This is a genomic window from Desulfosporosinus sp. I2 (assembly GCF_000960765.1).
In the GTDB taxonomy this organism is placed as follows: Bacteria; Bacillota; Desulfitobacteriia; order Desulfitobacteriales; family Desulfitobacteriaceae; genus Desulfosporosinus.
On the sequence record NZ_JYNH01000007.1, the window covers coordinates 22,766 to 47,302 of the forward strand.

Annotated in this window: 29 protein-coding genes; 6 read left to right on the forward strand and 23 right to left on the reverse strand. The window is 39.4% G+C overall.

The window, feature by feature from the left end; genetic code table 11:
- Together UF75_RS03385 and UF75_RS29820 are read right to left on the reverse strand one after the other, a co-directional pair.
- Positions 1 to 648, reverse strand: a complete 648-nt coding sequence (locus UF75_RS03385; protein WP_242860100.1) for an LrgB family protein — start codon at positions 646 to 648, stop codon at positions 1 to 3.
- Positions 533 to 1,072, reverse strand: a complete 540-nt coding sequence (locus tag UF75_RS29820) for a CidA/LrgA family protein (protein WP_348983025.1) — start codon at positions 1,070 to 1,072, stop codon at positions 533 to 535. Before UF75_RS29820 ends, UF75_RS03385 begins: the two co-directional genes overlap by 116 nt.
- Positions 1,073 to 1,240: 168 nt before the next feature.
- On the opposite strand from UF75_RS29820, the gene UF75_RS03390 reads away from it, so the two are divergent.
- Positions 1,241 to 2,164 (forward strand): LysR family transcriptional regulator, encoded by a 924-nt coding sequence (locus UF75_RS03390; RefSeq protein ID WP_045573246.1) that lies wholly within the window; start codon positions 1,241 to 1,243, stop codon positions 2,162 to 2,164.
- Positions 2,165 to 2,299: 135 nt separating this feature from the next.
- Here UF75_RS03390 and hgcB read toward each other — a convergent pair whose 3' ends face one another.
- The 3 genes from hgcB to UF75_RS03405 are packed head-to-tail and all read right to left on the reverse strand — an operon-like array spanning position 2,300 to position 4,077.
- Positions 2,300 to 2,599, reverse strand: coding sequence for a mercury methylation ferredoxin HgcB (hgcB, locus tag UF75_RS03395; protein WP_045573189.1), 300 nt, complete (start codon positions 2,597 to 2,599; stop codon positions 2,300 to 2,302).
- Positions 2,600 to 2,618: 19 nt separating this feature from the next.
- A complete protein-coding gene (gene hgcA / locus UF75_RS03400; protein WP_045573190.1) occupies positions 2,619 to 3,617 on the reverse strand; it encodes a mercury methylation corrinoid protein HgcA in 999 nt (332 codons plus the stop codon).
- Position 3,618: 1 nt separating this feature from the next.
- Positions 3,619 to 4,077 carry a MarR family winged helix-turn-helix transcriptional regulator gene (locus tag UF75_RS03405; RefSeq protein WP_045573191.1) on the reverse strand — a complete coding sequence of 153 codons (459 nt, stop codon included), beginning with the start codon at positions 4,075 to 4,077 and terminating at the stop codon, positions 3,619 to 3,621.
- Positions 4,078 to 4,621: 544 nt separating this feature from the next.
- Between UF75_RS03405 and UF75_RS03410 the strand changes: the two genes are divergently transcribed.
- Entirely contained in the window at positions 4,622 to 5,308 is a 687-nt protein-coding gene (locus UF75_RS03410; RefSeq protein ID WP_045573192.1) for a FadR/GntR family transcriptional regulator, read from the forward strand.
- A gap of 204 nt (positions 5,309 to 5,512) precedes the next feature.
- Entirely contained in the window at positions 5,513 to 7,171 is a 1,659-nt protein-coding gene (ilvD, locus tag UF75_RS03415) for a dihydroxy-acid dehydratase (RefSeq protein ID WP_045573193.1), read from the forward strand.
- Positions 7,172 to 7,229: 58 nt separating this feature from the next.
- On the opposite strand, the gene UF75_RS03420 is transcribed toward ilvD, so the two are convergent.
- From UF75_RS03420 to UF75_RS30660, 8 genes are all read right to left on the reverse strand, one after another.
- Positions 7,230 to 7,973, reverse strand: a complete 744-nt coding sequence (locus UF75_RS03420) for a DUF421 domain-containing protein (protein ID WP_045573194.1) — start codon at positions 7,971 to 7,973, stop codon at positions 7,230 to 7,232.
- 585 nt (positions 7,974 to 8,558) lie between these two features.
- Entirely contained in the window at positions 8,559 to 9,167 is a 609-nt protein-coding gene (locus UF75_RS03425) for an undecaprenyl-diphosphatase (RefSeq protein WP_052692978.1), read from the reverse strand.
- A 117-nt stretch (positions 9,168 to 9,284) separates the two neighbouring features.
- Positions 9,285 to 9,854 (reverse strand): phosphatase PAP2 family protein, encoded by a 570-nt coding sequence (locus UF75_RS03430; protein WP_045573195.1) that lies wholly within the window; start codon positions 9,852 to 9,854, stop codon positions 9,285 to 9,287.
- 82 nt (positions 9,855 to 9,936) lie between these two features.
- Complete coding sequence (locus tag UF75_RS03435) at positions 9,937 to 10,884, reverse strand: zinc ribbon domain-containing protein (protein ID WP_045573196.1); 948 nt, start codon at positions 10,882 to 10,884, stop codon at positions 9,937 to 9,939.
- Positions 10,881 to 11,162, reverse strand: coding sequence for a hypothetical protein (locus UF75_RS03440; protein WP_156146195.1), 282 nt, complete (start codon positions 11,160 to 11,162; stop codon positions 10,881 to 10,883). Before UF75_RS03440 ends, UF75_RS03435 begins: the two co-directional genes overlap by 4 nt.
- 2 nt (positions 11,163 to 11,164) lie before the next feature.
- Positions 11,165 to 11,716, reverse strand: coding sequence for a sigma-70 family RNA polymerase sigma factor (locus UF75_RS03445; protein WP_045573198.1), 552 nt, complete (start codon positions 11,714 to 11,716; stop codon positions 11,165 to 11,167).
- A 162-nt stretch (positions 11,717 to 11,878) separates the two neighbouring features.
- Complete coding sequence (locus UF75_RS03450; RefSeq protein WP_045573199.1) at positions 11,879 to 13,159, reverse strand: VTT domain-containing protein; 1,281 nt, start codon at positions 13,157 to 13,159, stop codon at positions 11,879 to 11,881.
- Positions 13,160 to 13,475: 316 nt separating this feature from the next.
- Positions 13,476 to 13,688, reverse strand: a complete 213-nt coding sequence (locus UF75_RS30660) for a pentapeptide repeat-containing protein (protein ID WP_082074993.1) — start codon at positions 13,686 to 13,688, stop codon at positions 13,476 to 13,478.
- A 320-nt stretch (positions 13,689 to 14,008) separates the two neighbouring features.
- Between UF75_RS30660 and UF75_RS03455 the strand changes: the two genes are divergently transcribed.
- A complete protein-coding gene (locus UF75_RS03455; protein ID WP_045573200.1) occupies positions 14,009 to 14,419 on the forward strand; it encodes a hypothetical protein in 411 nt (136 codons plus the stop codon).
- Positions 14,420 to 14,527: 108 nt separating this feature from the next.
- On the opposite strand, the gene UF75_RS27965 is transcribed toward UF75_RS03455, so the two are convergent.
- From UF75_RS27965 to UF75_RS03465, 3 genes are all read right to left on the reverse strand, one after another.
- Positions 14,528 to 14,695, reverse strand: a complete 168-nt coding sequence (locus tag UF75_RS27965) for a hypothetical protein (RefSeq protein ID WP_156146197.1) — start codon at positions 14,693 to 14,695, stop codon at positions 14,528 to 14,530.
- A 368-nt stretch (positions 14,696 to 15,063) separates the two neighbouring features.
- The gene (locus UF75_RS03460) at positions 15,064 to 15,402 is read right to left on the reverse strand and encodes a type II toxin-antitoxin system RelE/ParE family toxin (RefSeq protein ID WP_052692979.1); all 339 of its coding nucleotides are present in this window, start codon (positions 15,400 to 15,402) and stop codon (positions 15,064 to 15,066) included.
- 2 nt (positions 15,403 to 15,404) lie between these two features.
- A complete protein-coding gene (locus tag UF75_RS03465) occupies positions 15,405 to 15,653 on the reverse strand; it encodes a type II toxin-antitoxin system prevent-host-death family antitoxin (protein WP_045573201.1) in 249 nt (82 codons plus the stop codon).
- Positions 15,654 to 15,847: 194 nt separating this feature from the next.
- Here UF75_RS03465 and UF75_RS26800 point away from each other — a divergent pair, with 194 nt between their 5' ends.
- Positions 15,848 to 16,021: a DUF255 domain-containing protein gene (locus UF75_RS26800; protein ID WP_242860097.1), complete on the forward strand. Its 174-nt coding sequence runs from the start codon at positions 15,848 to 15,850 to the stop codon at positions 16,019 to 16,021.
- 89 nt (positions 16,022 to 16,110) lie between these two features.
- Here UF75_RS26800 and bioA read toward each other — a convergent pair whose 3' ends face one another.
- Genes bioA through bioF form a run of 7 tightly spaced genes read right to left on the reverse strand, consistent with a single transcriptional unit; the run spans position 16,111 to position 21,992 of the window.
- Entirely contained in the window at positions 16,111 to 17,454 is a 1,344-nt protein-coding gene (bioA, locus tag UF75_RS03470) for an adenosylmethionine--8-amino-7-oxononanoate transaminase (protein ID WP_045573202.1), read from the reverse strand.
- A gap of 16 nt (positions 17,455 to 17,470) precedes the next feature.
- Positions 17,471 to 18,157 carry a dethiobiotin synthase gene (gene bioD, locus UF75_RS03475; RefSeq protein ID WP_045573203.1) on the reverse strand — a complete coding sequence of 229 codons (687 nt, stop codon included), beginning with the start codon at positions 18,155 to 18,157 and terminating at the stop codon, positions 17,471 to 17,473.
- Complete coding sequence (bioB, locus tag UF75_RS03480; RefSeq protein WP_045573204.1) at positions 18,154 to 19,119, reverse strand: biotin synthase BioB; 966 nt, start codon at positions 19,117 to 19,119, stop codon at positions 18,154 to 18,156. The genes bioD and bioB overlap by 4 nt, the downstream gene beginning before the upstream one ends.
- A 45-nt stretch (positions 19,120 to 19,164) precedes the next feature.
- The gene (locus UF75_RS03485; protein WP_045573205.1) at positions 19,165 to 19,857 is read right to left on the reverse strand and encodes a methyltransferase domain-containing protein; all 693 of its coding nucleotides are present in this window, start codon (positions 19,855 to 19,857) and stop codon (positions 19,165 to 19,167) included.
- On the reverse strand, positions 19,790 to 20,011 hold the full coding sequence (locus tag UF75_RS28940; RefSeq protein WP_197079312.1) for a hypothetical protein: 222 nt from the start codon (positions 20,009 to 20,011) through the stop codon (positions 19,790 to 19,792). The genes UF75_RS03485 and UF75_RS28940 overlap by 68 nt, the downstream gene beginning before the upstream one ends.
- Entirely contained in the window at positions 20,008 to 20,796 is a 789-nt protein-coding gene (locus UF75_RS03490) for an alpha/beta fold hydrolase (RefSeq protein ID WP_082074994.1), read from the reverse strand. Before UF75_RS03490 ends, UF75_RS28940 begins: the two co-directional genes overlap by 4 nt.
- A gap of 17 nt (positions 20,797 to 20,813) precedes the next feature.
- The gene (gene bioF, locus UF75_RS03495) at positions 20,814 to 21,992 is read right to left on the reverse strand and encodes an 8-amino-7-oxononanoate synthase (RefSeq protein WP_045573207.1); all 1,179 of its coding nucleotides are present in this window, start codon (positions 21,990 to 21,992) and stop codon (positions 20,814 to 20,816) included.
- A 309-nt stretch (positions 21,993 to 22,301) separates the two neighbouring features.
- Between bioF and UF75_RS03500 the strand changes: the two genes are divergently transcribed.
- On the forward strand, positions 22,302 to 24,437 hold the full coding sequence (locus UF75_RS03500) for a thioredoxin domain-containing protein (protein WP_045573208.1): 2,136 nt from the start codon (positions 22,302 to 22,304) through the stop codon (positions 24,435 to 24,437).
- Positions 24,438 to 24,537: the final 100 nt, after the last annotated feature.

Here is a 24,537-nt window from a genome sequence, read left to right on the forward strand (position 1 = left end):
CTAGAACTTTATAAGCCAAGGAATGTAAAATGGGGCAATTAATGAAATAAAAATAGCAGACAGCGCCATACCGACTCCTGCCATTGCTCCCTGGGTTTGTCCTTCTTCCAGAATAGTGGCTGTACCTTGGCCGTGAGCCGTCACTCCCATAGCTAGTCCTCTTGCTAAAGGGTTATCAATTTTGCATAAAGAAAGGAAGCCAGCGCCAATCATTGAACCCAGTGTGCCTGTAAAGACTACAAAGGCCACGGCAATAGCCGGGTCGCCACCTGTAATATGGGAGATTTCGATAGCTATAGGAGCGGTTATGGATTTAGTGGCAATGGATTTAACAATGAGTGAATCCAGACCACTCATTTTAGCTAACAACACGGCGGTCGTTAAAGTAGCTACAGCTCCGCAGGCCAAACCTATTAGTATGGGGACCCATGATTTCCTCAAAACATGCCGGTTTTGGTAAAGCGGTAGCGCCAGTGCGACTGTAGCAGGTCCAAGTAAAAAGGTCATTATATCTTTCCCAGGCTTGTACTGTTCAAAGGTGATTCCTGAATAGTGCAGGATAAGAATGATGGCAACGGTGCTGAGTAACAAAGGGTTTAGTAGCGCATTTTGTGTCTTTATAAAGATTTTTCGACTTATAAAATATATGGCCACTGTAAGGATAATAGTGAAAGCATTCATTACGATGTTTTGCATATGGGGTCACTCCTTTTTTTACGTGGTGGGGTTTAACAAGATGTTGAACGATTCCTCCTGTTGTTAGTAATGCTACTAAGGCACTGACTACTAGGGGCAGAAAAAGGAGATATCCTTTCTGAATAAACAGATCACCCCATTCCATTAGTTCTACCGCTATAGGTATAAAGAAAAAGGATAGATGTTTAAGTAGGAAATTTGTAGTAGCTGACAACCATTGTTCTTTGATGACCCCTGTAGAGAGCAACGTAAAAAGGCAGATCATACCCAGAACACTCCCTGGTATAGGAAAGTGCAAAAATTTCGATACCCATGTGCCAATGTAGTAAATCGTCCATAGCAAAAAGATTTGTCCAATTATAATTAAGTTTTTCAAAAAAAGTCACCTCTTTAAAATTTAGTTTGCAGGATCTATCAACAATTATTGATGCTATCTCTTGTCTCTGTCATTATTCTAAATCCAATCTCTTTATAAGTAAAACACATAATAGTAATCTTTACTATGACTTAAAAAGATAGTAAACTGTATTTGGAGGTGTTCACTATAGATATCCGACATTTAGAATATTTTGTTGAAGTGGCTCGTCAAAAAAGTTTTAGTAAGGCCGCTATTATTAGTCACGTATCCCAATCAGCGATTAGCAAGATGATTAAGGATTTGGAAACAGAACTAGGAACTTCCTTATTTAATAGGACCTCGAAGTATGTACAATTAACGGACACGGGCATTATCTTTTTAGATCAAGCTCAGCAATTAGTGGTAATGTTTCATAATCTCACCACTGAATTTGAAAATAAAATTAAAACAGAAAAAGGGAAAATTTCGATTGGCTTACTTCCCATCACTAGCTCTACTATATTTGCTGAGTTGCTGGGCGAATTTAAAAAGAAGTATCCGCAAATCGAAATTAGTCTGTCTGAATATGGATCAAAAAAAGTAGCACTTGCTATACAGGACGGAACTTTAGATGCTGGCGTAATCTGCATAGTACCCGATAATCATTATTATGACTCCTTTTCTTTTTCCAAGGACCCTATTTTCGTTATTGTCTCACCTCAGAATTCCATAAGCCAGTTACCGTCAGTTAAGCTAGCATCATTATCTAACGAATCTTTTGTATTATACAGTAAAGATTTTAGCCTACATGATGAGATCATCAATCAGTGTAGAAATGTAGGTTTTTCCCCAAACGTTATTTTTGAAACCTCTCAGCTTGAGCTTATGACGCAAATGGTCGCCGCAAATTTGGGAATTGCGTTCTTGCCCAGTGCTGTGTGCAAGGAATTAAACACTAATCGCATTGTCTCAGTACCATTAACGCAACCTCAGATCATACACAACATGTCTATAGTATGGAAACGAGGACGCTCGATGTCTCACGCCGCTCAATTATGGTTACAGTTTGCTCAAAATTATTTTTCAGCTAATCAGCATATACCCGATAAAAGTCTCCTACAATTAAAATAGGAGCAGGCATAATATTAGAATCAAAAAGCCGGTTTTCAATTTCAATTTGAAAACCGGCTTTCAACTTCTCTATATCAAGCTTCTCCTACAATTACTCGTAACCACCAACTGCTCTAAGTAAACAAGAAAACCTAATTAGCAGCAACCCCCACCGCTGTTATCCGAACAGTCGCAACTTGGTTCAGTACCAGTCAACCAGCCCTTAAGGACGGCAGAAGCGCAGCCAACTCCTGGCTTCACTTCTAAGGCATTAAAGGGACAGTTTTTAACGCATGCACCGCATTCTATACAACGGTCTATAGCGACAATGATTGCTCTACCATTACTAATACTGAGAACATTATGTGGACAAACCTCGATGCACTTTCCACAGCCCGTACACTTATCAGACTTCATTTTTAAAGTAGCTACATTCTTTAAATACCTATTCTTCATTGTTAAAACTCCTCTAAACTTAAATAAAACTATTTAGCAAAATCAAGACTGTCCCTAAGAATATAGAGATAATAATCGCAGGAATCGCTATTTTCATTTCCTTCAAAACTCCTGAGAAGGAAGTGAATGTTGAACAACCTGTGAAATTCATTGCAAAAAACGCAGATGCTGAAGGTAAGATTAGTAAATACCCCAAAGCTCTTAATAAACTAAATTGAGGTACATACGGCCAACCATTAAGCATATTAACTATGACAGCCCAAATAAATCCTAATAGCCAACCTTTCCATGCGAAAGCCCTACCAGGAATCCAGGGCAGCAACACCGGAGTTAAGACACATCCGACAATCACTGCACCCATATATCCGTAAAAATCAACGATACCAAAAGGCCCTAGGCCAATAAGGTTTAACAAAAAGAGTATCCCAAAAATAATCAGAGAAATCTTGAACGTACCGACTAATTCTATCGGAGTCAAAACCAGTCTATCGAAAGTATTAAACTCGACCGTTCGCATTACCGTAGTGGCTTTCATTCCAGAATGGATAAACTCATTAACATCCTTTGCACTTACCGGTCCATAGGTCACTTTAAAACCAGAATACTTTAAAACCTCGTGAGCACTTACACCTGGCGCACCCAATTGTGGTAATACAAGAGTTTTGTGAGACACAACCTTTTCTAGTTGCACGATAGCAATACGGTTAAGCAGTTCACTGGTCCCGAATGTGCCCTTTCCTGCGGCACACCATACATTTATTCCCTTAGTGTCAAGAACCAGTATCCATGCGTCCAACCCTGTTAATTCTTTTCTCAAGCTATCAAAGCTCATTTTGTAATTAGCTGTAACCAAAACAGGGGAAGATTTATCTGGGTTCCCGATACTATAAAGTCCTGGGTCAACCTTATAATTCATTCTATTAATGCCCCACCTGGCTTTCCAAGAACCTAAAACATCGCGAATAGTCAATTGAGTTGATGTAGGCATAATCTTTATCTCTCTACTAGTAATGTCCATATTACAACCCCTCCCTTTTACAACAATCGCCCTTTCCAAAGGCTTCCAATAATAGTTGCATACTCTCAAGCACTTGCTCTCTTTTTTGTTCTGGGATATGATCGAAGATTTTTTCATAATAAACGTTTCTACTTTCTTCAATCTCATCGAAAAACTTTTGGCCACTTTCGGTAAGAGAAATCGTTATATATCTTCTATCCTGTGGGTCAATCCCTCTATTGACTAAATTATTATTTACAAGATTATTAACGGTTCGGCTCATTGTGCTGTTTTCAAGATTTAATAATTCTGCTAGTTCGTTTAAAGAAATATTATTGGCTCGACCTACTTCGACCAAAGCATGACATTGGGCCATAGTGACACCGCAACAAGTCATCTGAACATCTTCAAGGGCTCCGAGCTTTCTTTCGAGTATTCGAATCAATTCACGTAATTGCTTTGCAGTATTTGCTTCACTCATCCTGATACCTTCTCTCCGAACAAATCTCTATACAACTATTGTAACATATAATAGTTGTATAGAGCAATAAATAGCAATCAATGCTTATTAACCCGAAACCCGCTTAAGCAAGTTTCAATGTTTTTATCCATTCATAAGATCCCACGTTACATCTTTAAACTGTTCATAAATTCAAAGAACCCGCCAAACCTTTTACTATACGGTTTGACGGGTTAGACTGAGTATTCCCTTTAATAGCTGCCTTAAGCGATTTTTCTTGCGGCTGTAATAATAGATTCCTGCAGGTTTTCTATTAAGTCGCGACTGTATTATTGGGTCCGCAGACCCAGAAATCCCAGTATTACTCATTTTGCCTCCATCTCCTAAGAATAATCATTATTCATCAAATATCTATATTCTACACTATATTTCTTGATAAAGTTAAACCAATTTATAGAAATACACCCTAATTACCCTACCACTTTTAGACATCAGACATCTTACTTTAATAATGTTGTCTAGTGCCGTATAATGAAATCATACTTTTTATATGGGGGATCGCACTGTGACAAGAGAAAGAAGAAGTCTGGCCGAAAATGTAGCAGACAATATTCTTGCAATGATAACAATCGATAAAAAGTTCGCAATAGGAGATAAGCTCCCCAATGAGAACGAACTTTCTGCAAATTTGCAGGTAAGCCGCACCACATTACGAGAAGCCATTCGTATTTTAGTCGTTCATGATGTTTTGGAAATTCAACGTGGAAAAGGAACTTATGTGAAGCATAATCCTGAGCTAAACGAGAGGTCTGGCTTGAACGAGCTTTCAACGTTTCAACTGGACGTGAAAGATTTATATGAAATGCGTCTAATTTTTGAGCCGCAATCAGCCTATTATGCTGCAAAACGAGCTACAGATAAAGAACTTGAGCGTATTCTTTACTATGGAAGGTTAGAAGAAGAAAAGATTCTAAAGAAGGAAGATCGAACCGAGGTTGAACAAGCATTTCATAAATCAATCGCCAAGGCAACTCATAACGAGTTTATGAATCGGCTAATGCCTATCCTTTATCAGGCCATTGATAAGGGAGTCCATTTATCAGATACAAATGAAGAAATGGTGCAGAATACCTTAAATGACCATCGGATGATCATGGAGTTTTTATCAAAACGGGATGCTGAAGGGGCGAAAACCGCTATGATGCTGCATATCATTCATGCAATGAGGGGCTTTGGTATCAAGGAAGAATAAACGTAATCGAGCTGGTTGAAGAGCTATAAAAAGACTTTAATACCGCTTTATATAGCTTTGAGGTATAACTTTGTAGTTTGTAGTTTGTAGTTTGTAGTTTGTAGATGTATTTGTATTTGTATTTGTGTAATTTTATCATGGACATTAGACATCATACAATTTATAATGAATAATACAACTATATTATAAAGAGGTGTTTGTATAATGAATAGTGATGCAGTAACCAAAAGCGCGCCTCAACGCGCTTTGCTTCATGCCCTGGGGTTGACAAATGAGGAAATTGAAAGGCCCTTAATCGGAATTGTCAGCTCCAAAAATGATATCGTTCCCGGACATATGAATCTGGATAAAATTGAGGAGGCTGTAAAGCTGGGTGTGGCCATGGCCGGAGGAACTCCTCTTGTCTTCCCCGCGATTGCAGTATGTGACGGTCTTGCAATGGGACATCAGGGAATGAAGTATTCACTTGTTACGAGAGAATTGGTGGCAGACTCTACCGAAGCGATGACGCTAGCCCATGCCTTTGACGCCCTAGTCATGATTCCGAACTGTGATAAGAACGTTCCCGGATTGTTAATGGCCGCAGCGCGGTTGAATATTCCAACCATTTTTGTCAGCGGCGGGCCGATGCTTGCAGGAAAAGTGGATGGGCAGAAAATCAGCTTTAGCAGTGTTTCAGAAGCAGCCAACTCATTCAAGGCAGGAAAAATGACAAAGGAAAAATTACTGGAATTTGAAAACAAAGCCTGCCCAACCTGCGGTTCCTGTTCAGGCATGTATACTGCCAATAGCATGAACTGCCTGACAGAGGTGTTAGGAATGGGGTTGCAAGGCAATGGTACGATCCCTGCAGTTTATTCAGACCGGATTCAGCTTGCAAAACACACGGGTATGCAGATCATGGAGCTGCTAAAAAGGGATATTCGGCCGAGGGATATCATGACCCTGGAAGCCTTCCAAAATGCTTTGACTCTCGATATGGCCTTGGGGTGTAGCACCAACAGCATGCTCCATCTACCGGCAATTGCCCACGAATGCTACCTTGAATTAAATCTTGATATCGCCAATGAAATTAGTGACAAGACACCGAATCTCTGCCATCTCGCGCCTACCGGACATACTTACATTGAAGAGCTCAATGAAGCTGGCGGCATCTATGCGGTGATGAATGAAGTAAATAAATTAGGCTTGCTCAAGACAGACTTGATGACCTGCACAGGCAAAACCGTTGGGGAAAACATCGCTGGCTGTATTAATAAGAATACGGATATAATTAGGCCTGTCGAAAACCCGTATAGTAAAACTGGTGGAATTGCTGTATTAAAAGGAAATCTGGCTCCCGATTCCTGTGTCGTCAAGCGTTCCGCAGTAACACCTGAAATGCTCAAACATGAAGGTCCTGCAAAAGTATTTGACTGCGAAGAAGATGCCATGGAAGCAATTAATTCTGGCAAAATTATAGCAGGAGATGTTGTAGTGATTCGATACGAAGGTCCGAAGGGGGGCCCAGGCATGAGGGAAATGTTAAATCCTACTTCAGCCATTATGGGACGCGGACTTGGAGAAAGCGTCGCCCTGATTACCGATGGGCGATTTAGTGGTGCCACTCGAGGTGCAGCAATCGGCCATGTTTCTCCTGAGGCAGCTATTGGAGGTAATATTGCTTTGATAGAGGAAGGTGACATCATCCAAATTGACATTATGGCCAATGAAATTAACTTTATTATAAGTGATACAGAACTAGAAAAACGCAGAGCAAATTGGAAACCAAGAAAGCCTAAAATTATAACAGGCTACCTTTCCAGATATGCTGCCATGGTCACATCGGGAAACAGAGGCGCAATTTTAGAAATTCATAAGTAATAGCTCAAAATCAACCAACTTAAACTGCTTTAAGCAACTTAAGTTGGTTGATTCCTTTTTATTTACTATCCACAGAGGTATTACCTTTACTAGAATGATTGTCGTGCAGGGAGTAGACACGCACGTTCTCGTTTTCGTCAATGGTCGCTAATATCACATCGCGAATTTCTGCATAAGTAGGTGCTATTATTTTTTTAAGCCATATAGGGTCTTTTCCGATTTCTCTAAGGAGCGATATATCGATTTTTCCTTCAACGATGATCGGCCTTGTGAGGTTAAACGGAGGGGTCTCAAGCTTCATATCTGCGGGAGTAAGCGGTTGGTATTGGGGGTTCATGAAAATGGATATATTTCCACCCGGTTCCCATAATGCGAGGGATACTTTTTGTATATCCTCCACTTTTTCTTTTCGAAGCTCAGAAAATAAATACTCAATAGAAATTCTTGCAATCGATAGGTTGTGAAATTGGATTTGTCCATTCTTAATGAGCTTAATTGGTGGCGGATCGAGAAATCGTCTAAATATCGGCCATTTCAGGCTTAGCCATGTCGCTAAAACATATAACAAAATGAGAACAAGGGTGGTGGTCATAGAGCCTTTTAATCCCAATTTCTCATCTGAAAGCGGATGCGCTAAAATATTGCCGAGAGTCAGAGCAATAATGAAATCGAGAAACCGTAATTGAGAAATAGAGCGTTGTCCCATCAGTTTGGTTGCAAGGAGTAAAAAAACAAAGCTAACAATACTTCTTAATATCCATTCGACAGTTGTTAACGTTTCTTGACTTTTGAAGAAATCCAATTAATTCACATCCCATAAAATCCAATTCAAAATAAGCCCCCCCCCAAATATTGGCATCGGAAACATATTCATTAATAATTCTTTACTAGCAAGGGGATTCTTATTTTATTCATAATAAGCTAGTTCTGCTTGCTCTTCCTTGATGACTGTCTGAGTAAGTCTTTTGCTGCAATAACTTTGGGTCTTAAGGTCATGCTCCACCAGGGGGCACGAATCCAGGCATCCTGTCCATCATGGTTTATGGCTCTAGTGACGCATCCCCCAATGGAATTATTAACAAGTTTTCTTATTATATCCAATTAGTAATATCTTAAGTAGTATTCATAGATAACGCACATTCCCACTTTTGATCTATAAAAAAGCATCCTCCCTCCACTTTGACAGTGAAAGGAGGACACTTTTTAGTTGTTGTAACCACTTAAACTAATCATTATGTATTCTTATTTATGGTCTTGTGTGCTTTTCGCCTTTTCACACTCTTATGGTTATAATTGTCTGACAGTACACTAATATTTCCATCCACCTCTAATACCGTTAAATTTACATCCGTTATCTCTGTTACGCCATGTTCTCTAACCGCTTCTTCTATTGCTTAAAACCTTCTTTGTGATTTTCCCTGTTTATCCCAGAAATACGCTTCAATAAAGACTTTTCTACTTTAGAATATAAGCCCCTTATTTTTCCGCATAATAAACGCCTGTAAGTGAAGTTTACTACCAACACGATCAAGTAGCTTCCAAGCACATCCATTGGATAATGAACACCGACATAGACTCTTGAGACACCTACGAGCAAAGATAAGATAATCAATATTGCCCCCAAAAATTTATAGTTGTTCTTAATCCCCAACGCTATACTCATCGTTCCTAAAGAATGATCACTAGGGAAAGAAGCATCTGGAGCATGGGGTGTTAGTAAATTAACATGATCAGTGACAAAAGGTCTCGGTTCATAATAAAATATGCCGATTACAAAGCCTAACAATAAACTCATCACTGTTATGGCCAATGCATCGACTGCTGCATATCTAAACATGTTATCCTTACGATAAACTCCATAAAGATAGAGCGCTGTAAGTGCAGCTACAAAAAAAAGTGGACTATAGTTTGAAAACACAATCATGATCTCGTCAAGCGTTCCATTCACATGGGCAACCCCGTTAATTGCCTTAAATACAGGTACATTCATAAACATTTATCCATCGGCCCCTTTTAATTATTTCTGGTCACCTCTATTACACGTCAAAAAAAGAGTCAGGTTGCAAAACTTAACTCTTTTTTCTCTATATCTTTATGAATTTTTACTTCAACCTTATATACTAATACGTCCTTTGCCCTCTTCTTTATGAATAGACTTTTGACTTCTAAGCTCAAAGAAATACAACACGATTTTGGAACAAATAAGACCTTCGATAATCCCTCCAACTATATCTGAAGGATAATGGACAAATAGGTACATCCTTGAAACAGTAATCAACAAAGCCAAAGTGATCACAAAGCCTTTGTATTTCTTTACCATTTTCACAAGTATTCCTGCCGCTGCAAATGCGGAGGCAGTATGTCCTGATGGAAAGGAGAAGGATAAAGGCTTTGATATGAGAAGTTGAACCGCAGGATCAGCCATAAAGGGTCTTGGTCTCTGTATGAGATTCTTTAATAATCCCTCACCCAAAATAGAACTTAATACTAAAGCACAAATGGTCATGAATCCCACTTTTCTATATTTGGGGGTAATCAATAGACCTATGGCAATTATAATCCAAATCAATCCCATATCTCCCAATGAAGTTAGGATAATCATCAACTTATCGAGAAAAGGATTATGAAAATAGTTATTAATGAAATTTAAAACTAACCAATCCAAATTTTGTATAACAGTCATGCTTTTTCTCCATACTTCAGTATAATCGCGTTCAAATACTTGTCAAGATGAAGTAACACATCGATGCCGTGCTTTATAAAATTCACTTTTCATTGCCTCCTAAAAATCGGTCAACCTTGCTCCCACATCGACTGCAGTAATTATCCTCTTTACTGATCATCGCCTTGCAATGATCACAGGATTCCTTAATCTCGGTTCCACAATGACTGCAGAAAGCGTTGAACCTACTCTGCAAAGCTCCGCACTTGTAACAGGTTCGGTTATTTTGTTTATAAATCAGATAAACAATGAACCCAACTAAATTCGTAATTAAAATCAGTAATCCCCATAAAGAGGCATTCAACTTCCTTCTACCCGCATTTTTGTAGACCCAAAGAGCTAACCCAATCCAGTAGATTGCCATGATCAATCCTAATAACGCCCCTGTAATTTCAAGGAGCCTTTCCGCATAAGGTATGGGATTTGCCGTCCTGATCATAAGGACTTTGCTTTGGGTGCTTCTGTCCATTAAGTAGTTAAGTAAATAGACCTTTTTCGAGTTAAAATCCGTTTCGTAAGTCAATTCATCCTCAATAGCCTGCCACGCCTGTTGATCATTTGGTATATAATCTTTGTTCAGAATCATGTTTTCTTCTTTTACAACCTTATAAAGCTGATCAGGATTAGAACTGTCCTGGAGGTATCCACTGCCTACTCCATACGGAATCAATTGCAGTCTTGTCTTGTCGCTGATAAGGTTGTTATTGGTTTTAAAAACAATCGTGTTATTCTTATCTAATACCACAACATTATTGATGTCCTTTGAGTCCGAGGCTAGCTTCTGTAGTTGGGTTCTTAACCTATCTGTCACACCCTCTTTTACAAAAGTATCGGAAACCCTTTGATAGTCTATTGCCATGGAAATTTTGTCACGTGATACATACGCTATGCTCAATAGGCAAAGTAGCAAAAGTATCCCCGAAATGACGATATAAGCTAAAGTTGCCTTTTTAAAGTTCAGCTTACGGATCAACTCCTCCAGCCTATTCATTGAGATATACCCCCTCTATTGAAATTAAGCACGAAAGGTGTTAAAAGAGATAATGCCAAACCCTGATAAATCAAAAAGATCCACAAGAAATTTAAGTTAAAGACCTTAAAGAATGCTTGTAACAAGAAAGAAAAAAGTATAAAGGAACAGCTTGAAAAGAATATCTTCTGTAAATTTGCTTCCTTCTGTTTTTCTTTAAGCTGCATACACTTTAAATCAAGCTCCTTGTCTAAGGATGCTAATAAAACGGCTGTCGCCCGTTGTTCAATCTCTTTCATATTCATCTTTCATCACCTTTCTCTAATAATTTTCTTAACCTTACAATACCGTTATGAATCCTGCTTTTTACTGTTTTTGGTTCAAGATTGAGCTGATCACCAATTTCCTTCAGGGTTAGACCTTCGATATATTTCAACTTGATGGCTATTCTTTGTTCTTCGGGTAAATCTTCCATGTTCGCTAAAATCCCTTGCCCGTATAACTTATCAACGACTGTATTCTCAACCTGGATATTGACATCCTCTACATTGAGGTTTTCATGAATAGGGATATTCTGCATAAACTTTTTTTCTTTTCTTAAATAATCGATATAGGCGTTTTTGGCGATCGAGATGACGTAGGTTGAGAATCTTGCCTGACCCGCTGTGTCAAATTTCTCAATATTTCGGATGACCTTTAAAAAGGTTTCCTGGGTTAAATCCTCTGCTGTCTGATCATTATTGGTTATCTTGACAAGGAATTTAACGACAAAAGGGTGATACTGGCTTATTAATAATTGAAATGCTTCTTTGTCCCCCCGCTGACACTTTTTTATTAAGTTGCTTTCCTCCACAATTCACGATCACCTCAATCTTCAGCCAGCATTAGGGATAATAGTTTCTATTTTTGGTCACGCTTCATCCAATCGTGAGACTCCCACTTCAAGTGGGAGTGGGACCCCCGGCTCCGCTTCGGTGGGGGTAGAGTTCCCAGCCGAAGACTCGATCGTTCAACTTTAGTTGAACGAGTTCACTTCCGATAATGCACGATAAACTTCCATCAGCACAATATTTAAACTTAACCAGACTCCACCAAAAACATAACCAGCGACTGTATCACTCGGATATTGTACCTGAAAGAAGATGTCCGTTAAACCTGTGACTATACAAACACCTAGTGTCATGATGAACAGCAACGTGCCAATCCACCTGTTTTTGGAATGACGCAATACCATAAACGAGGCAAAGCCATAGACAACTACAGCTAATAAGGTTTCTCGACTGGGAAAGGTGGAGATAAATCCACTCGGACCCACGCGATGAAAAATAAGTCTCAATCCTTCTTCCAATAGTGCTCCCCCAAAAACGGTAATGAAAAGAAACCCTGTTTCCAGAAGTCGATTCCTGCCTTTGAGGATAATCCACGTCAATATTAGTAACGTCAAGGCAAGCAAGACTTCTGGTGCCGTTGGAAACTTAAACAATTCCATTACATAGGACCAGTTTTCCGGAAAGATCAAGCTAACTAAATACGTAACAATCGTATCAAATTGGCTAAATTCGTGGGCTAAAAAGTCCTGAATAAGTCCAATCAAGACAATCGATAAGCCAATAAAAATTGCAGCAATCCCAACGATAGCCACTTTCATCTTCCCAAGCGAATGAAATATTTGGATACCGTTTTCTAAAGATTCCATAACAATATCAATAATGAGTTCCTTATATTTCCTATAAAAATAAATACATAACAAAACAATTGCAAGAATAATTCCACCTATGATCAGATATTTCTTAATCGCACCGTGAAATTTCTCCCAGTTTGACCCTAAAATCTTGCCTAAAGAAATAAAAGTACCTGTCCAAATAAAAGCCCCGATATAAGCGTTTAAAGCAAATTTTTTATAAGGTATCTTGGCAATTCCTGAGAAATAACCCGTAATATGCCTTACCCCAGGAATAAAGTAAGCGATGACCAGCAAACCATTGCCGTACCTTTCGAACCATTGAGATGTTTTTTCTAACTTATCTGGCCCTAAATGAATGTAGGAACCGTATTTCTGAAAAAAAGGAGTACCTAAAGTGCGGCTAATAAAGTAGGAAATCGTAATGCCCGCTATAACACCCATAGTTGCAACAATAACACTGAGCCCCCAATTTAGCTTCCCTTGAAATACAAGAAACCCACAGTAGGTCATCAAACTTTCCCCCGGTGTCGGAAAAGCTATAAGTTCAAGCATGAGTGCTACAAATAATACAATATACCCATAATTATTGAATAGATCAGTGATGAAATGCATGATTATCCTCCTGGTGAGTCAACTTAACTAAATCTCTTCTTAGGCTACCATTTTCTGGTGTTTCATATTCTGTTTAACCCTTTATTAATTACACGTTTAAAATCAGAAAAAGTTTTAGCTCGTTAGTAAATAATATCTCATTTATTCTATGAGAGCACAATAAAAGACCTCCATCCGTTCAAAATGGGTGGAGATCTTAGTTATCTTGCTATAAGGTAATCTGAGCATGACCGAGCAATTTCTGGAACAGATGACAATTGGCCTCACGTGAATTTGTCGATATCTTAATCCAATTACAGAATGAGTGTAAGCGCACTTAAAATCTTATGCCTTGCAACGTGAAAGTAATGGCTATCATAAAGAAAATGTCCATATGTCTTCTACAATGGTTTATTCTAAAAACGATATTTTTGAAGGATGTCCCTGTTAACTCCGAGCAATTGAAGATAGTGCCAACTAACGTTTGATTATCAAAACATACATCCGACAAATCCGAATAACTAAAATCCGTATGATTAAAGTTTAGCAATCATGCAATCGCCATCTTGATGTTTGTACTAAGAGGCGGTTTAGGTAACAAATGATAAGGCAAGCAAGTCGAACTGTAGGCCTGCTTGCTACAAGATCAATATCTAAGTGCAGTTTTTAAAACCCAAGGGTAATTAAACCCCTTGGTTGTTTCATTGTTCTCAAAAATATAGATAATATCTCAAAGGTTATGATAGTGTAATGGATATAGTCATATATAGTCCTTATCAAAAAGACCGGAATCAGTCTGGTCTATTTATAGAATATCGCGAAAGGTTTAGTTGATGGAATAATAGTGTAGGCACTTGGGGAGGCATACGAATGGACCGGGGTTTGGTACGCGGCGCAACATTGGTTCTGCCGGATCGAATTGGACTACATTTAGAAGGTCCCTTTATAGCGGAGGAGTTCCGAGGCGCACAAGCAACGGAACTGATTTGGGATGGAGCTAGAGATGGGAGTGCACAATTCTTGGCTAACCTGCTGCGCGAGTTTCCAGGTCTCTTGAAGATCCTGACGTTTGCTCCGGAACGACCGGATGGACGAGACCTTGCTGAGGTTTGCCTAGAGCATGGCGTAATCCCCTCAGCCGGACATACCGCCGCCGATTTAGCTCAGATGGAACTGGCTGTGCAGTGGGGTGTGCGGCATATTACCCACGCGTTTAATGCCATGCCCGCAACTCATCACCGTAACCCAGGCATATGCTATAACAATGCTTCAATTATCTAGCCCTATAAATGCCCCCCATATTAGGGCTGATATAGATTGAAAGTAAAATCCCCACAAAATGGTTGTGGGGATTTTAAACTTCAGATATCGACTGTCCGTTGATCATTTCTACAACTCATCTGACTTAGTCAATCTCGTAATCTGTCCTCCTCTTGTCCCTGCACCCATAACCTTTAAAAGTTCGTCTGCGATTGTCAGATCAATCGTTGGTTGTTTCTGAAATGCTCTGATAAGCTCTCCTCTGGTGACCTCAGAGCCACTTAAAAGAAGATACAAAATAAGAACGAGTGGTAATCTTAGTAAGTCCGCTAATTCCTCTGGATAGCAATTGTTCTCTGGGAATCCAGCTAAAATAACCGATCTGACTGTTTCCTCCGAAAGAAGCTCAAGCTCCCATAATTTAAACCTGTGGTCATATTATGTGGAGTAACGAGCAGTTGCCAATATGCGTGGCCTTTTACAACAAGAAAAGAGAATTTCAAGCTAATTGATTATTACATTCTTAAGCAAATAAGCCATCGTTTTCTTACGATAGCTCAGAAGAATTAACTTTTTTTACTTTTAATGAAGGAATGTCCTGAAAGTGTACACCTCTGAATTTAATCCCTATGGATATAAACGCCACTATATTTTCGTAATTGGTTTCAAATAGGTTTGTTTAAGTGTCCATGCAGATCTTCTTTAAAAAGAATCGACAGGTAATCCCTCATACCATTCAAGACACGATAAACTGATACGAATTCCCCTTCAATCTTGTAAAAGATGAGATACATCCCACATACAAGAAAGCGATAATCCGTTTTTATGTTAATTCTTGAACCGAGAGATGCACCCATATGAGGAAACTCTGCCAGTTTTTCAACCTTGGCATAAATATCGTTACCTGTTCGTTCGGCTGCAACTGGATTGTCCTCGGACATATAAGCCTTTATCTCCTGGACATCAGCTATTGCAACAGGGTTGATTCGGATTATGAATTTCACTCTCAGACCTCCAATGCTTTCTTGAGATCGTCAAGTGATTTCCATTCCTCTCCTGTTTTAACAGCATCCTCTGCCTCGGAAAGCTTGGACAGTAGCTTTATTACTGCTTGTTGTTTTTCGTACTCCTGGATATCTAAAAGGACATAGCGGCCTCTGCCGTTTTTAGTCAAAAATACTGGTTCGCCAATCTGACAGGAACGGAGAACATCGTTATAGTTTCTTAGATCTGATACCGGTTTAATATTCGGCATTTTCACACCTCCACAGCTTGTTGTTAGCATTATATGCAAATAATTCGTAAAATACAACCCCAATTTTTACAGCATTATTGAAAAAATCTTTGCCATTGAATATCTCGTTGAACTTTCGCTTCCATTGCTAAATATTCTATACTTTGACATACTAATGGCATGGCATGTTAAGATCCAATAAAACGGAGGTTATTATGATACATACCAGCAAACAAGCTAACAAATTAATTAACGAAAAGAGTCCCTATCTCTTACAACATGCTTATAATCCGGTTAATTGGTATCCATGGGATGAAGAAGCTTTCGCTATATCTTCCGGGGATAATAAACCAATATTTCTAAGTATTGGATATTCTACCTGTCATTGATGGCATGTACGTTTCTTGAACCAATAATTACTTTATGAACATCACTCATTGTTTCCTCGAACCACCCTCGCTTTCGACAAGAGAACACATTACTGATTTAAAACCTCAGTTATAGATTCTATTGTTTGAGAATATAAAAAGTCAATATCATTTTGATTAACAACATAAGGTGGCATAAAATAAATCACATTACCTAAAGGTCTAATTACAATACCTTTGTTTAGGCCTTTTTTATACACTTCATAACCTATGCGTTTTTGCGGTTCAAAACTCTGTTTTGTGTTTTTATCCATAACCAGCTCAATAGCTCCAACCATTCCTGTCTGTCTATACTCACCGATATTTTTACTCTCAGAGAAATAGGTATTTGCACACTCTAACATGTACTTTGCGGTAAATTTGTTCTTTGCAACTATATCCTCAGTTTCAAAAATGCTTAGTGACTCATTTGCAACTGCACAAGAAATCGGATTGCCAGTATAACTATGGCTGTGCATGAATGCCTTGTGCTCTAAATAATCACCATAGAAGGTCTCATATATTTTATCTGAAGTTACGGTTAGGGCAAGTGGAAGATACCCTGCTGTAATCCCCTTTGATAGGCACATGATGTCCGGTGAAATTCCTGCATGCTCACAGGCAAACATTTTACCTGTTCTCCCAAAACCAACAGCTATTTCATCTGCAATTAGATGTATATCATATTCATCACATAATTTTCTTAACCTTTTTAGATAAGCAGGTGGATACATTTTCATACCGGCAGCACACTGTATCAATGGTTCTATAATAACAGCACACAGTTCTTCATGATGCAATATAATATCCTTTTCCATGTTCGCAAAACACTCAAAATTGCAATTATCTCTACATTTACCATATACACATCGGTAACAATCAGGGCTTTCAAGACGTAATGTATTGAGCAAAAGTGGATTAAAAATGTTGCTATATAAATCAAGATCTCCTACTGACAAAGCACCTAAAGTCTCACCATGATATGCGTTTTGCAATGCCGCAAACCGTTGTTTTTTTATTTTTCCCGTTTGTTGATGATACTGAAAGCTCATTTTTAATGCAACTTCGATAGCAGACGAACCATTATCTGAAAAGAAAACTTTATCTAATCCATCAGGAGTAATATTCACTATTTTTTCTGCAAGCTGAATAGCAGGTTCATGGGTAAAATTTGCAAAAATAACGTGTTCCAGTTTTTCTATTTGTTCGTTAATTGCTCTATTTATCCTGTTGTTTGAGTGTCCAAAAAGATTTACCCACCAAGAGGATACAGCATCTAGATATCTCTTCCCGTTTATATCGAAGATATAAGCACCCTTTCCGTTTTTTATAACGATTGGTTTAAGTTCTTCATAGTCCTTCATTTGAGAGCATGGATGCCAAATATATTTAAGGTCTTTTTCCACAAGATTCATATACTCAAATCTCCTTTCAAATCTCCTTATATAAGCTGCACAGCATATCATTTTGCACATTCAGCCTTTTTGCACCTTTCTCTACCATTGCAATCACCTCGATGCCAGTCAACCTTTCTATAATCTGTTTGTTATCCCTGTGCATAAAGCTTTTGTCGTCATAATTATTAAGAATAATTCCTCTAATGCAAATACCCTGTTGTTTTACATATTCAACTGTCAAAACAGTATGATTTATTGTTCCGAGTTCTGCTGAAGCAACTATAAGCACTTCAAGCCCTAGTTTTTTAATAATATCAGTCAGCATTATCACTTCACCATCTAACCGTATTGGACATATAATGCCACCGCTTCCCTCAACCGTTATATACTCAAATTCTGATTTAATCCGATTAAAATGACTATAAATATTATTAAGTTCAATAGTAACGTTTTCAAGTTCTGCCGCTAAATGTGGTGAGACAGGAGTTTTTAAAATGTAGGAAACATAATCATTCGGTTCTTTTTCAATTTTTGCACAATCAAACACAAGTTTGGCATCACCAGCAATAATCTTTTCGTTGATTATTTCTGCTCCGCTAAGTACCGCTTTATAGTACCCTGCATTTATTCCATGATCACATAAAGCTTTTGTAATTAATGCAGTAATGTAGGTTTTACCAACATCTGTACCTGTTGCAGTGATAAATATTCCTTTACTCATAGCATTTGCACCTTATACCCGCAGCCACTTATTATTTCTTTATCTTCTTTAATAGATATACCGCTTGTAGTAAGCATATCACCCGTGATAGCAGCATTAGCTCCAGATAAGAAAGCTCTCTTACCTTTGTCAGCAAGCAACCCCCTGCCTCCTGCAAGGCGAATTGCGCCATCAGGAATGATAAACCTGAAAATAGCAATTGTTCTTAGTACCTCTTCGTCGGAAAGCTTTGGGTTATGCTCCAAAGGAGTACCTTCAATAGGGTTTAGAATATTAACAGGTATGGACCTAATGCCAAGCTCTCTTAAATCCATCACCATATCCAATCTATCCTCAAATTCTTCTCCAAGCCCCAAAATACCACCGCTACAAATTTCAAATCCTACCTGTTGAGCATTTTTAATTGCCGTTATTTTGTCATCATACGTATGCGTAGTGCAGATATTTGGGAAAAATCTTCTTGATGTCTCAAGATTACAATGATATCTTGTAACCCCTGCTTTTTTAAGCAGTTTGAACTGCTCATAGGTTAATAAGCCATGAGAAGCACATAACGATATGTTACATTTTTCTTTAATTGACTTGTATGTATCGCAAATATCCAAAATCTCATTATTATCCAAACCACGTCCAGATGTAACAACTGAGAAGCGAAGCACGCCTTTTTGGTAATTGGTTAAAGCACTGTCTAAAATCTCCTCTCCACAAAGTAGTGAATACTCCTCGACACAAGCTTTAAAATGTACTGACTGGGCGCAATATTTACAGTTCTCTGAACAATTCCCACTTTTTCCATTAATTATTGTGCATATATCAAAAGCGTTTTTACATAAAACTTGTCTAATCTCATTAGCCAACGCTAACAGTTCATCAAGGGGCCAATCATAAAGTAATAGAGCCTCTTCCTTTGTTATTCTGTAACCATTAATAATATTATTTTTTAGTTTTTTAATATAAGACATCTACAAACACCACCAATATTCCTTAAAATTTATTTAGATATTCACTTATATATCTCTCTGCCCCCAGCCAAATAAACACTGATAGGTGGCAAACACCCCCTGCTCATTAATAAACATCGAATCATAGCTCTTCATGAGAGAAAAAATGCCAGAACCTATCCCCTGTACAACCAGTTCCCCATCAAGGTAATTATTAGCCCCAATCTTTTTTAAAGCTCTTAAAAATTCGCGGCACGAACTAAAATATTCTTGTTTTGTGACTTCTTCTACACTAACAAACTTAAATCCAGTTCTAATTAAGTAGTCATGAAGGCATTTGCCTTCAATAAATGGTTCCCTTTTTGTGTGCCCTTCACGGCAACTTAGCTCATGTTGGGTATTAACCTTTGAGCTATTATTCAAGCAAACATATAATTCCTTAAAGGTTCCGGCGCCAATCGTGCTAAAAATCAGATAACCATCGGTATTTAACAATGCATAGTACTGAGCTAAGGGCTTGGCATAGTCGGTAAACCACTGAAAAACTACATTGGATACAATTAAGTCAAAGGATGGGGCGCCTAGTGATTCGTTACCTATTTGCAGCTTTTCCCCATCAGCTATTAAATAGCTAATATTGGCAAAACCCGATAACTTTTCTTTAGCTAAATCGATCATTTCCGGAGCAATGTCAACCGCTGTAATTAGGGCTTTTGGGTATTCTCTGGCAAGGAGTTCTGTAAAAAAATCCAGTACCACAGCCGATCTCTAATATGGTCTGAAAACAACGCCCTGTGCTCTTAATCTTGGCAAGAAGTTCCCTAGCCATCTCCTTCTGAACTATAGCATAATCGTCATAAGTAGCTGCACTTTGACCAAATTTTTTTTGCACCTGCACTTTATCGACCATCATAGAACAGATAACCACTCCTCTAGAACTTGATGAAAATTCCTGAATTCAATTAAGAATGGGATGTGTCCAACTCCGGGGTAACTGACTAATTGGGCATAGGGTAACTGCCGTTCAATAAAATTAGCGCCCTCTAAGGGACAAAGGTTATCCTCTTCACCATGAAGCAACAAAGTAGGACAAGTAATATTGGGCAAATATGCCCTGACATCAGCTTCCATCAGAAAATCTAAACCAGACTGGGCTTCGAGAAGATCCCATATCCGTCCATGGCAGAGGTAATTGTCTATAATTTTGTCATCCAATTCCCGAGCCTGCTCCTTAGAACTAAACATCAGCTTGTAAAAATCATTGAATGTTCTCTCTGGATTTTTGCTTAGTCGTTTTTTTATTTTTGTTACCAAAACTGAAGGAATACCTCCCTGATAAAGCTCGTTATTTTCAAAATCTGTATCCTTGAGAGAGGTTCTGCTACTCAGAACCGAGGTCTGTGTTTCTGCTAGAAATTTACTCGTTCCACTGACTAATACCAATCCCTGTACTTTATGTAGAAGGTAACTTGCCACCTGGATGGCAACAAGGGACCCCATAGACCAACCTACCAAAACTACTCTAGTCAGACCCTTTTGCTCAATCAACTCAATCACAGCATCTCGATAACTATGCATATTTTTCATTGAAGGCAAGTTAATAGTATACAAGCGATATTTTTGTTCTAGGTAGTTTTTGGTCTCCTGCCAGATACTTTCATCACAGGCCCAGCCATGAATAAGTACGATATTTTTTATCTCCGTTCACTTCCCTCTTAAATTATCCCCAGTTCCCGACCGATAAGCTTTATCTGTTCCACTGCCCAAGCCAAATCTTCTCTGCTGTGAGTGGCCATAATAGTCAAACGTAAGCGGGCTGCCTTGGGTGGTACCGTTGGCGGCCTGATAGCCACTGCTAAGATATTTACATCAAAAAGGCGGCTACTAAACTCCAGAGTTGCTTCATTATCCCCTACCAAGATAGGAATAATCTGGCTTTCACTGTTTAACAAATTAAATCCTGCCTTGGCTAGTTCTCCCCTCACCCAAGAAGCTTTAGCCAAAACATCTTTTTGCCTCCAATTCTCCAGTTGTACTACCTGAATGGCCGCTTGGATACTGGCCACGACGGCTGGTGGGAGACCCGTGGTGAAAATAAAGCTGCGAGCTTTATTACACAGATAGTCTATTAATACTTTCCGCCCAGCTACATAGGCACCGGAACAGCCGAAAGCCTTACCCAATGTACCCATGTTAATTTCTACCAGATCAGAAATCCCGTAGAAATCCGCTAATCCCCGGCCGTTTTCTCCAAAGACTCCACTCCCATGGGCTTCATCTATCATCAAAACCGCTCTGTACTTTTCCTTTAATTCTACTATTGCAGGAAGGGGAGCAAGGTCTCCGTCCATACTAAAGACACTGTCAGTGACAATCAATTTACGACTGTAACCCTCCGCCTTTTGCATACACCGCTCCAAATCTGCCATATCTATATGTTTATAGCGCAGAATTTCTGCCCCACTCAGGCGGGCACCGTCAATAATACTGGCATGGTTGAGTTTATCACTGATGATTATATCTCCTCTGCCTACCAGAGCCGTAATTATTCCCACATTAGCCGCATATCCGGAGTTAAATATCAGAGCTGCTTCAGTGTTTTTAAACCGGGCTAAGTCTCTTTCCACCTGATCATACAACTCGTAGTTTCCCACTATCAGGCGTGCCGCAGTAGCACTACAGCCCGATTGTTGAATCGCTTGAATGGCTGCTCTTTTCAACATAGGATGATCAGCAATGCCCAGATAATTATTGCTGCTAAGATTTAATAGCTTTTTTCCCTTGATCTCCACCCATTCGGTCGATGCCCCATGTACAATTTTCATCTCTCGGAAAAGATGCTGTTCATCTAATTTATGCAACGCATTTTCCAGATTCGTGTAAAAATTTTTCATCCACTCTGCCCCTTTTTATTGATACTTAGCTTCTAATTCCTTCATAAATATATATTTACTCATTACTATTGTAAACTAGTTATAATATTTTGGTTTACAATAAATATATATTCTATCCAAATAATTGTCAACTTAATGATATTATCTGAGGTATCTCCCTCACTTCAACTCCGGCCTAAAGTACAAACACCACCTTCACCAATTCAACTGAACATTCCGATTAAATATTTACGATTCCTTGCTAAATGTTCTCCATATTGACATACTAATAACATGTCATGTTAAATATCCAACACAACGGAGGTTACTATGGGAAATACCAGCAAACAAGCCAACAAACTACTTGACGAAAAAAGTCCGTATCTCTTGCAACATGCGTATAATCCAGTTAATTGGTATCCTTGGAATGAGGAAGCTTTTGCTAAATCTAAGAGGGAAAATAAACCAATATTTCTAAGTATTGGATATAGCACCTGCCACTGGTGTCACGTCATGGAACGGGAATCCTTCGAAGATGAAGAGGTTGCAGCATTACTCAATCGCTACTTTATCTCCATTAAAGTGGACCGTGAAGAACGTCCGGATGTTGACCATTTGTACATGGCTTTCTGCCAAGCTCTGACCGGGTCCGGCGGTTGGCCGCTGACCATTATGATGACTCCCCAGAAAAAGCCGTTTTTCGCAGGCACATACTTTCCAAAAACTCAGCGCTATGGACATAAAGGGATTATGGAACTCTTGGAACAAGTAGGAACTCTCTGGGAAACAGATGAAGCAAAACTGCGCGGGTCTAGTGAGGAGATTGTATCTGCTGTACAATCCCAACGGTCAATCCCGACCAAACCCTCTCCCCTATCCTCTCCGATCAACGACCTCGCCTCCCCGAACGACCAAGGCACAGGTTCCGAAGCTTTTCAGGCTTGGGGCAAAGAGATTATCGCAAATGCTTATCGTGTTTTAGCTCATAGCTTTGACGCGCGTTACGGCGGATTTGGTCGTGCTCCAAAATTCCCCACGCCCCATACTTTAACCTTTCTCCTGCGTTATGCTCAAGACCACCCGCAGGACAAAGCTCTAGAAATCGTTCGCAAAACACTAGATGGTATGGCCCATGGAGGTATCTATGATCATGTTGGTTTCGGGTTTGCTAGGTATAGTACAGACGAAAAATGGCTTGTCCCTCACTTCGAAAAAATGCTTTACGATAATGCCCTACTCGCAATAGCATACTTAGAAAATTATCAAGTTAGTCATCTTTATAGGGATGCTCAAATCGCAGAGCAAATTTTCGCCTATGTACTTCGAGACATGACCTCCTCTGAAGGAGGTTATTACTCTGCAGAAGATGCTGACGCCGAAGGAGTGGAGGGAAAATTCCATGTTTGGACTCCTGCGGAAATTGAAGCTGTGCTGGACAAAGAGACCGCCGCTAAATACTGTGCGACCTATGACATTACTCCAAAGGGTAACTTTGAGGGGAAAAGTATTCCCAACCTTTTACAAGGATCGTTAGGGAAAATCATTCACGAGGGCACTCAATCTGAAGATGGCGTGTTGCAATCCCTAGCGACAGCACGCCAAACTATATTTGAGACACGTGAGAAACGCATTCACCCCCATAAAGACGATAAAATATTGACAGCCTGGAATGGGCTTATGATTGCAGCAATGGCCAAAGGGGCCCAAGTCTTAGGAAATACGCTCTACCTCGATGCTGCAGAAAAAGCTGCCAACTTCATCCTGACCCACCTTCGTCGCAATGATGGTCGGCTCTTAGCTCGTTTCCGTGAAGGGGATTCTGCCCTTCTTGGGTACTTAGACGATTATGTGTTTTTGATCTGGGGACTCCTAGAGCTCTACACTGCTGGTGGTAAACCCTACCACCTTCAAATAGCGCTTCAACTTCAAGCCGAACAAGATCGACTCTTTAGAGACGAAGAGGAAGGTGGATACTATCTTACTGGTTCAGATGCCGAAGAACTTCTTTTCCGCCCTAAAGAAAGCTATGACGGAGCCCTGCCTTCAGGCAACTCGATCACCGCACTCAACCTCTTTCGATTCGCTCGGATGACTGGCGACGAACGATGGGAACGTAAAGCTGAACAACAACTCCTTGATTTTCGACCGGTTCTTGAGGAACATCCTTCAGGCTACACCGCTTTTCTTCAAGCTCTCCAGTTTGCTCTTCATCCTAGTCAGGAACTGATTCTTGCTGGTTCTCTCAATACACCTGAACTACCAGAGATGCGTAAACTATTCTTTTCTACGTTCCGTCCCTATGCTTCTGTTCTATACCAAGAAGGAAACCTTATCGAAATTGTCCCCTGGATCCAGGATTATCCTATCATACCTAACCAAATGACTGCCTATTTATGTCAAAACTTCACTTGTCAACGCCCAGTACACCAAATTGAAGCATTTAAAGCCCTTCTAGAAAACTCTTAGACAATCAAATAAGCCTGCCAATATGGCAGGCTTATTTGATTAGCCTAATAAGACCCTACTTCTATTACAACTACTTTTAATTATTGAGCCTTAATTCACA

What these genes read in the sequence shown, in the direction of transcription:
- hgcB (WP_045573189.1), bottom strand. Translation starts at nt 2,599, where the DNA reads ATGAAGAATAGGTATTTAAAGAATGTAGCTACTTTAAAAATGAAGTCT.
- hgcA (WP_045573190.1), bottom strand. Translation starts at nt 3,617, where the DNA reads ATGGACATTACTAGTAGAGAGATAAAGATTATGCCTACATCAACTCAA.
- UF75_RS03405 (WP_045573191.1), bottom strand. Translation starts at nt 4,077, where the DNA reads ATGAGTGAAGCAAATACTGCAAAGCAATTACGTGAATTGATTCGAATA.
- ilvD (WP_045573193.1), top strand. Translation starts at nt 5,513, where the DNA reads ATGAATAGTGATGCAGTAACCAAAAGCGCGCCTCAACGCGCTTTGCTT.
- UF75_RS03425 (WP_052692978.1), bottom strand. Translation starts at nt 9,167, where the DNA reads ATGTTTATGAATGTACCTGTATTTAAGGCAATTAACGGGGTTGCCCAT.
- UF75_RS03430 (WP_045573195.1), bottom strand. Translation starts at nt 9,854, where the DNA reads ATGACTGTTATACAAAATTTGGATTGGTTAGTTTTAAATTTCATTAAT.
- UF75_RS03435 (WP_045573196.1), bottom strand. Translation starts at nt 10,884, where the DNA reads ATGAATAGGCTGGAGGAGTTGATCCGTAAGCTGAACTTTAAAAAGGCA.
- UF75_RS03440 (WP_156146195.1), bottom strand. Translation starts at nt 11,162, where the DNA reads ATGAAAGAGATTGAACAACGGGCGACAGCCGTTTTATTAGCATCCTTA.
- UF75_RS03450 (WP_045573199.1), bottom strand. Translation starts at nt 13,159, where the DNA reads ATGCATTTCATCACTGATCTATTCAATAATTATGGGTATATTGTATTA.
- UF75_RS03455 (WP_045573200.1), top strand. Translation starts at nt 14,009, where the DNA reads ATGGACCGGGGTTTGGTACGCGGCGCAACATTGGTTCTGCCGGATCGA.
- UF75_RS03465 (WP_045573201.1), bottom strand. Translation starts at nt 15,653, where the DNA reads ATGCCGAATATTAAACCGGTATCAGATCTAAGAAACTATAACGATGTT.
- UF75_RS26800 (WP_242860097.1), top strand. Translation starts at nt 15,848, where the DNA reads ATGATACATACCAGCAAACAAGCTAACAAATTAATTAACGAAAAGAGT.
- bioA (WP_045573202.1), bottom strand. Translation starts at nt 17,454, where the DNA reads ATGAATCTTGTGGAAAAAGACCTTAAATATATTTGGCATCCATGCTCT.
- bioD (WP_045573203.1), bottom strand. Translation starts at nt 18,157, where the DNA reads ATGAGTAAAGGAATATTTATCACTGCAACAGGTACAGATGTTGGTAAA.
- bioB (WP_045573204.1), bottom strand. Translation starts at nt 19,119, where the DNA reads ATGTCTTATATTAAAAAACTAAAAAATAATATTATTAATGGTTACAGA.
- UF75_RS28940 (WP_197079312.1), bottom strand. Translation starts at nt 20,011, where the DNA reads ATGATGGTCGATAAAGTGCAGGTGCAAAAAAAATTTGGTCAAAGTGCA.
- bioF (WP_045573207.1), bottom strand. Translation starts at nt 21,992, where the DNA reads ATGAAAAATTTTTACACGAATCTGGAAAATGCGTTGCATAAATTAGAT.
- UF75_RS03500 (WP_045573208.1), top strand. Translation starts at nt 22,302, where the DNA reads ATGGGAAATACCAGCAAACAAGCCAACAAACTACTTGACGAAAAAAGT.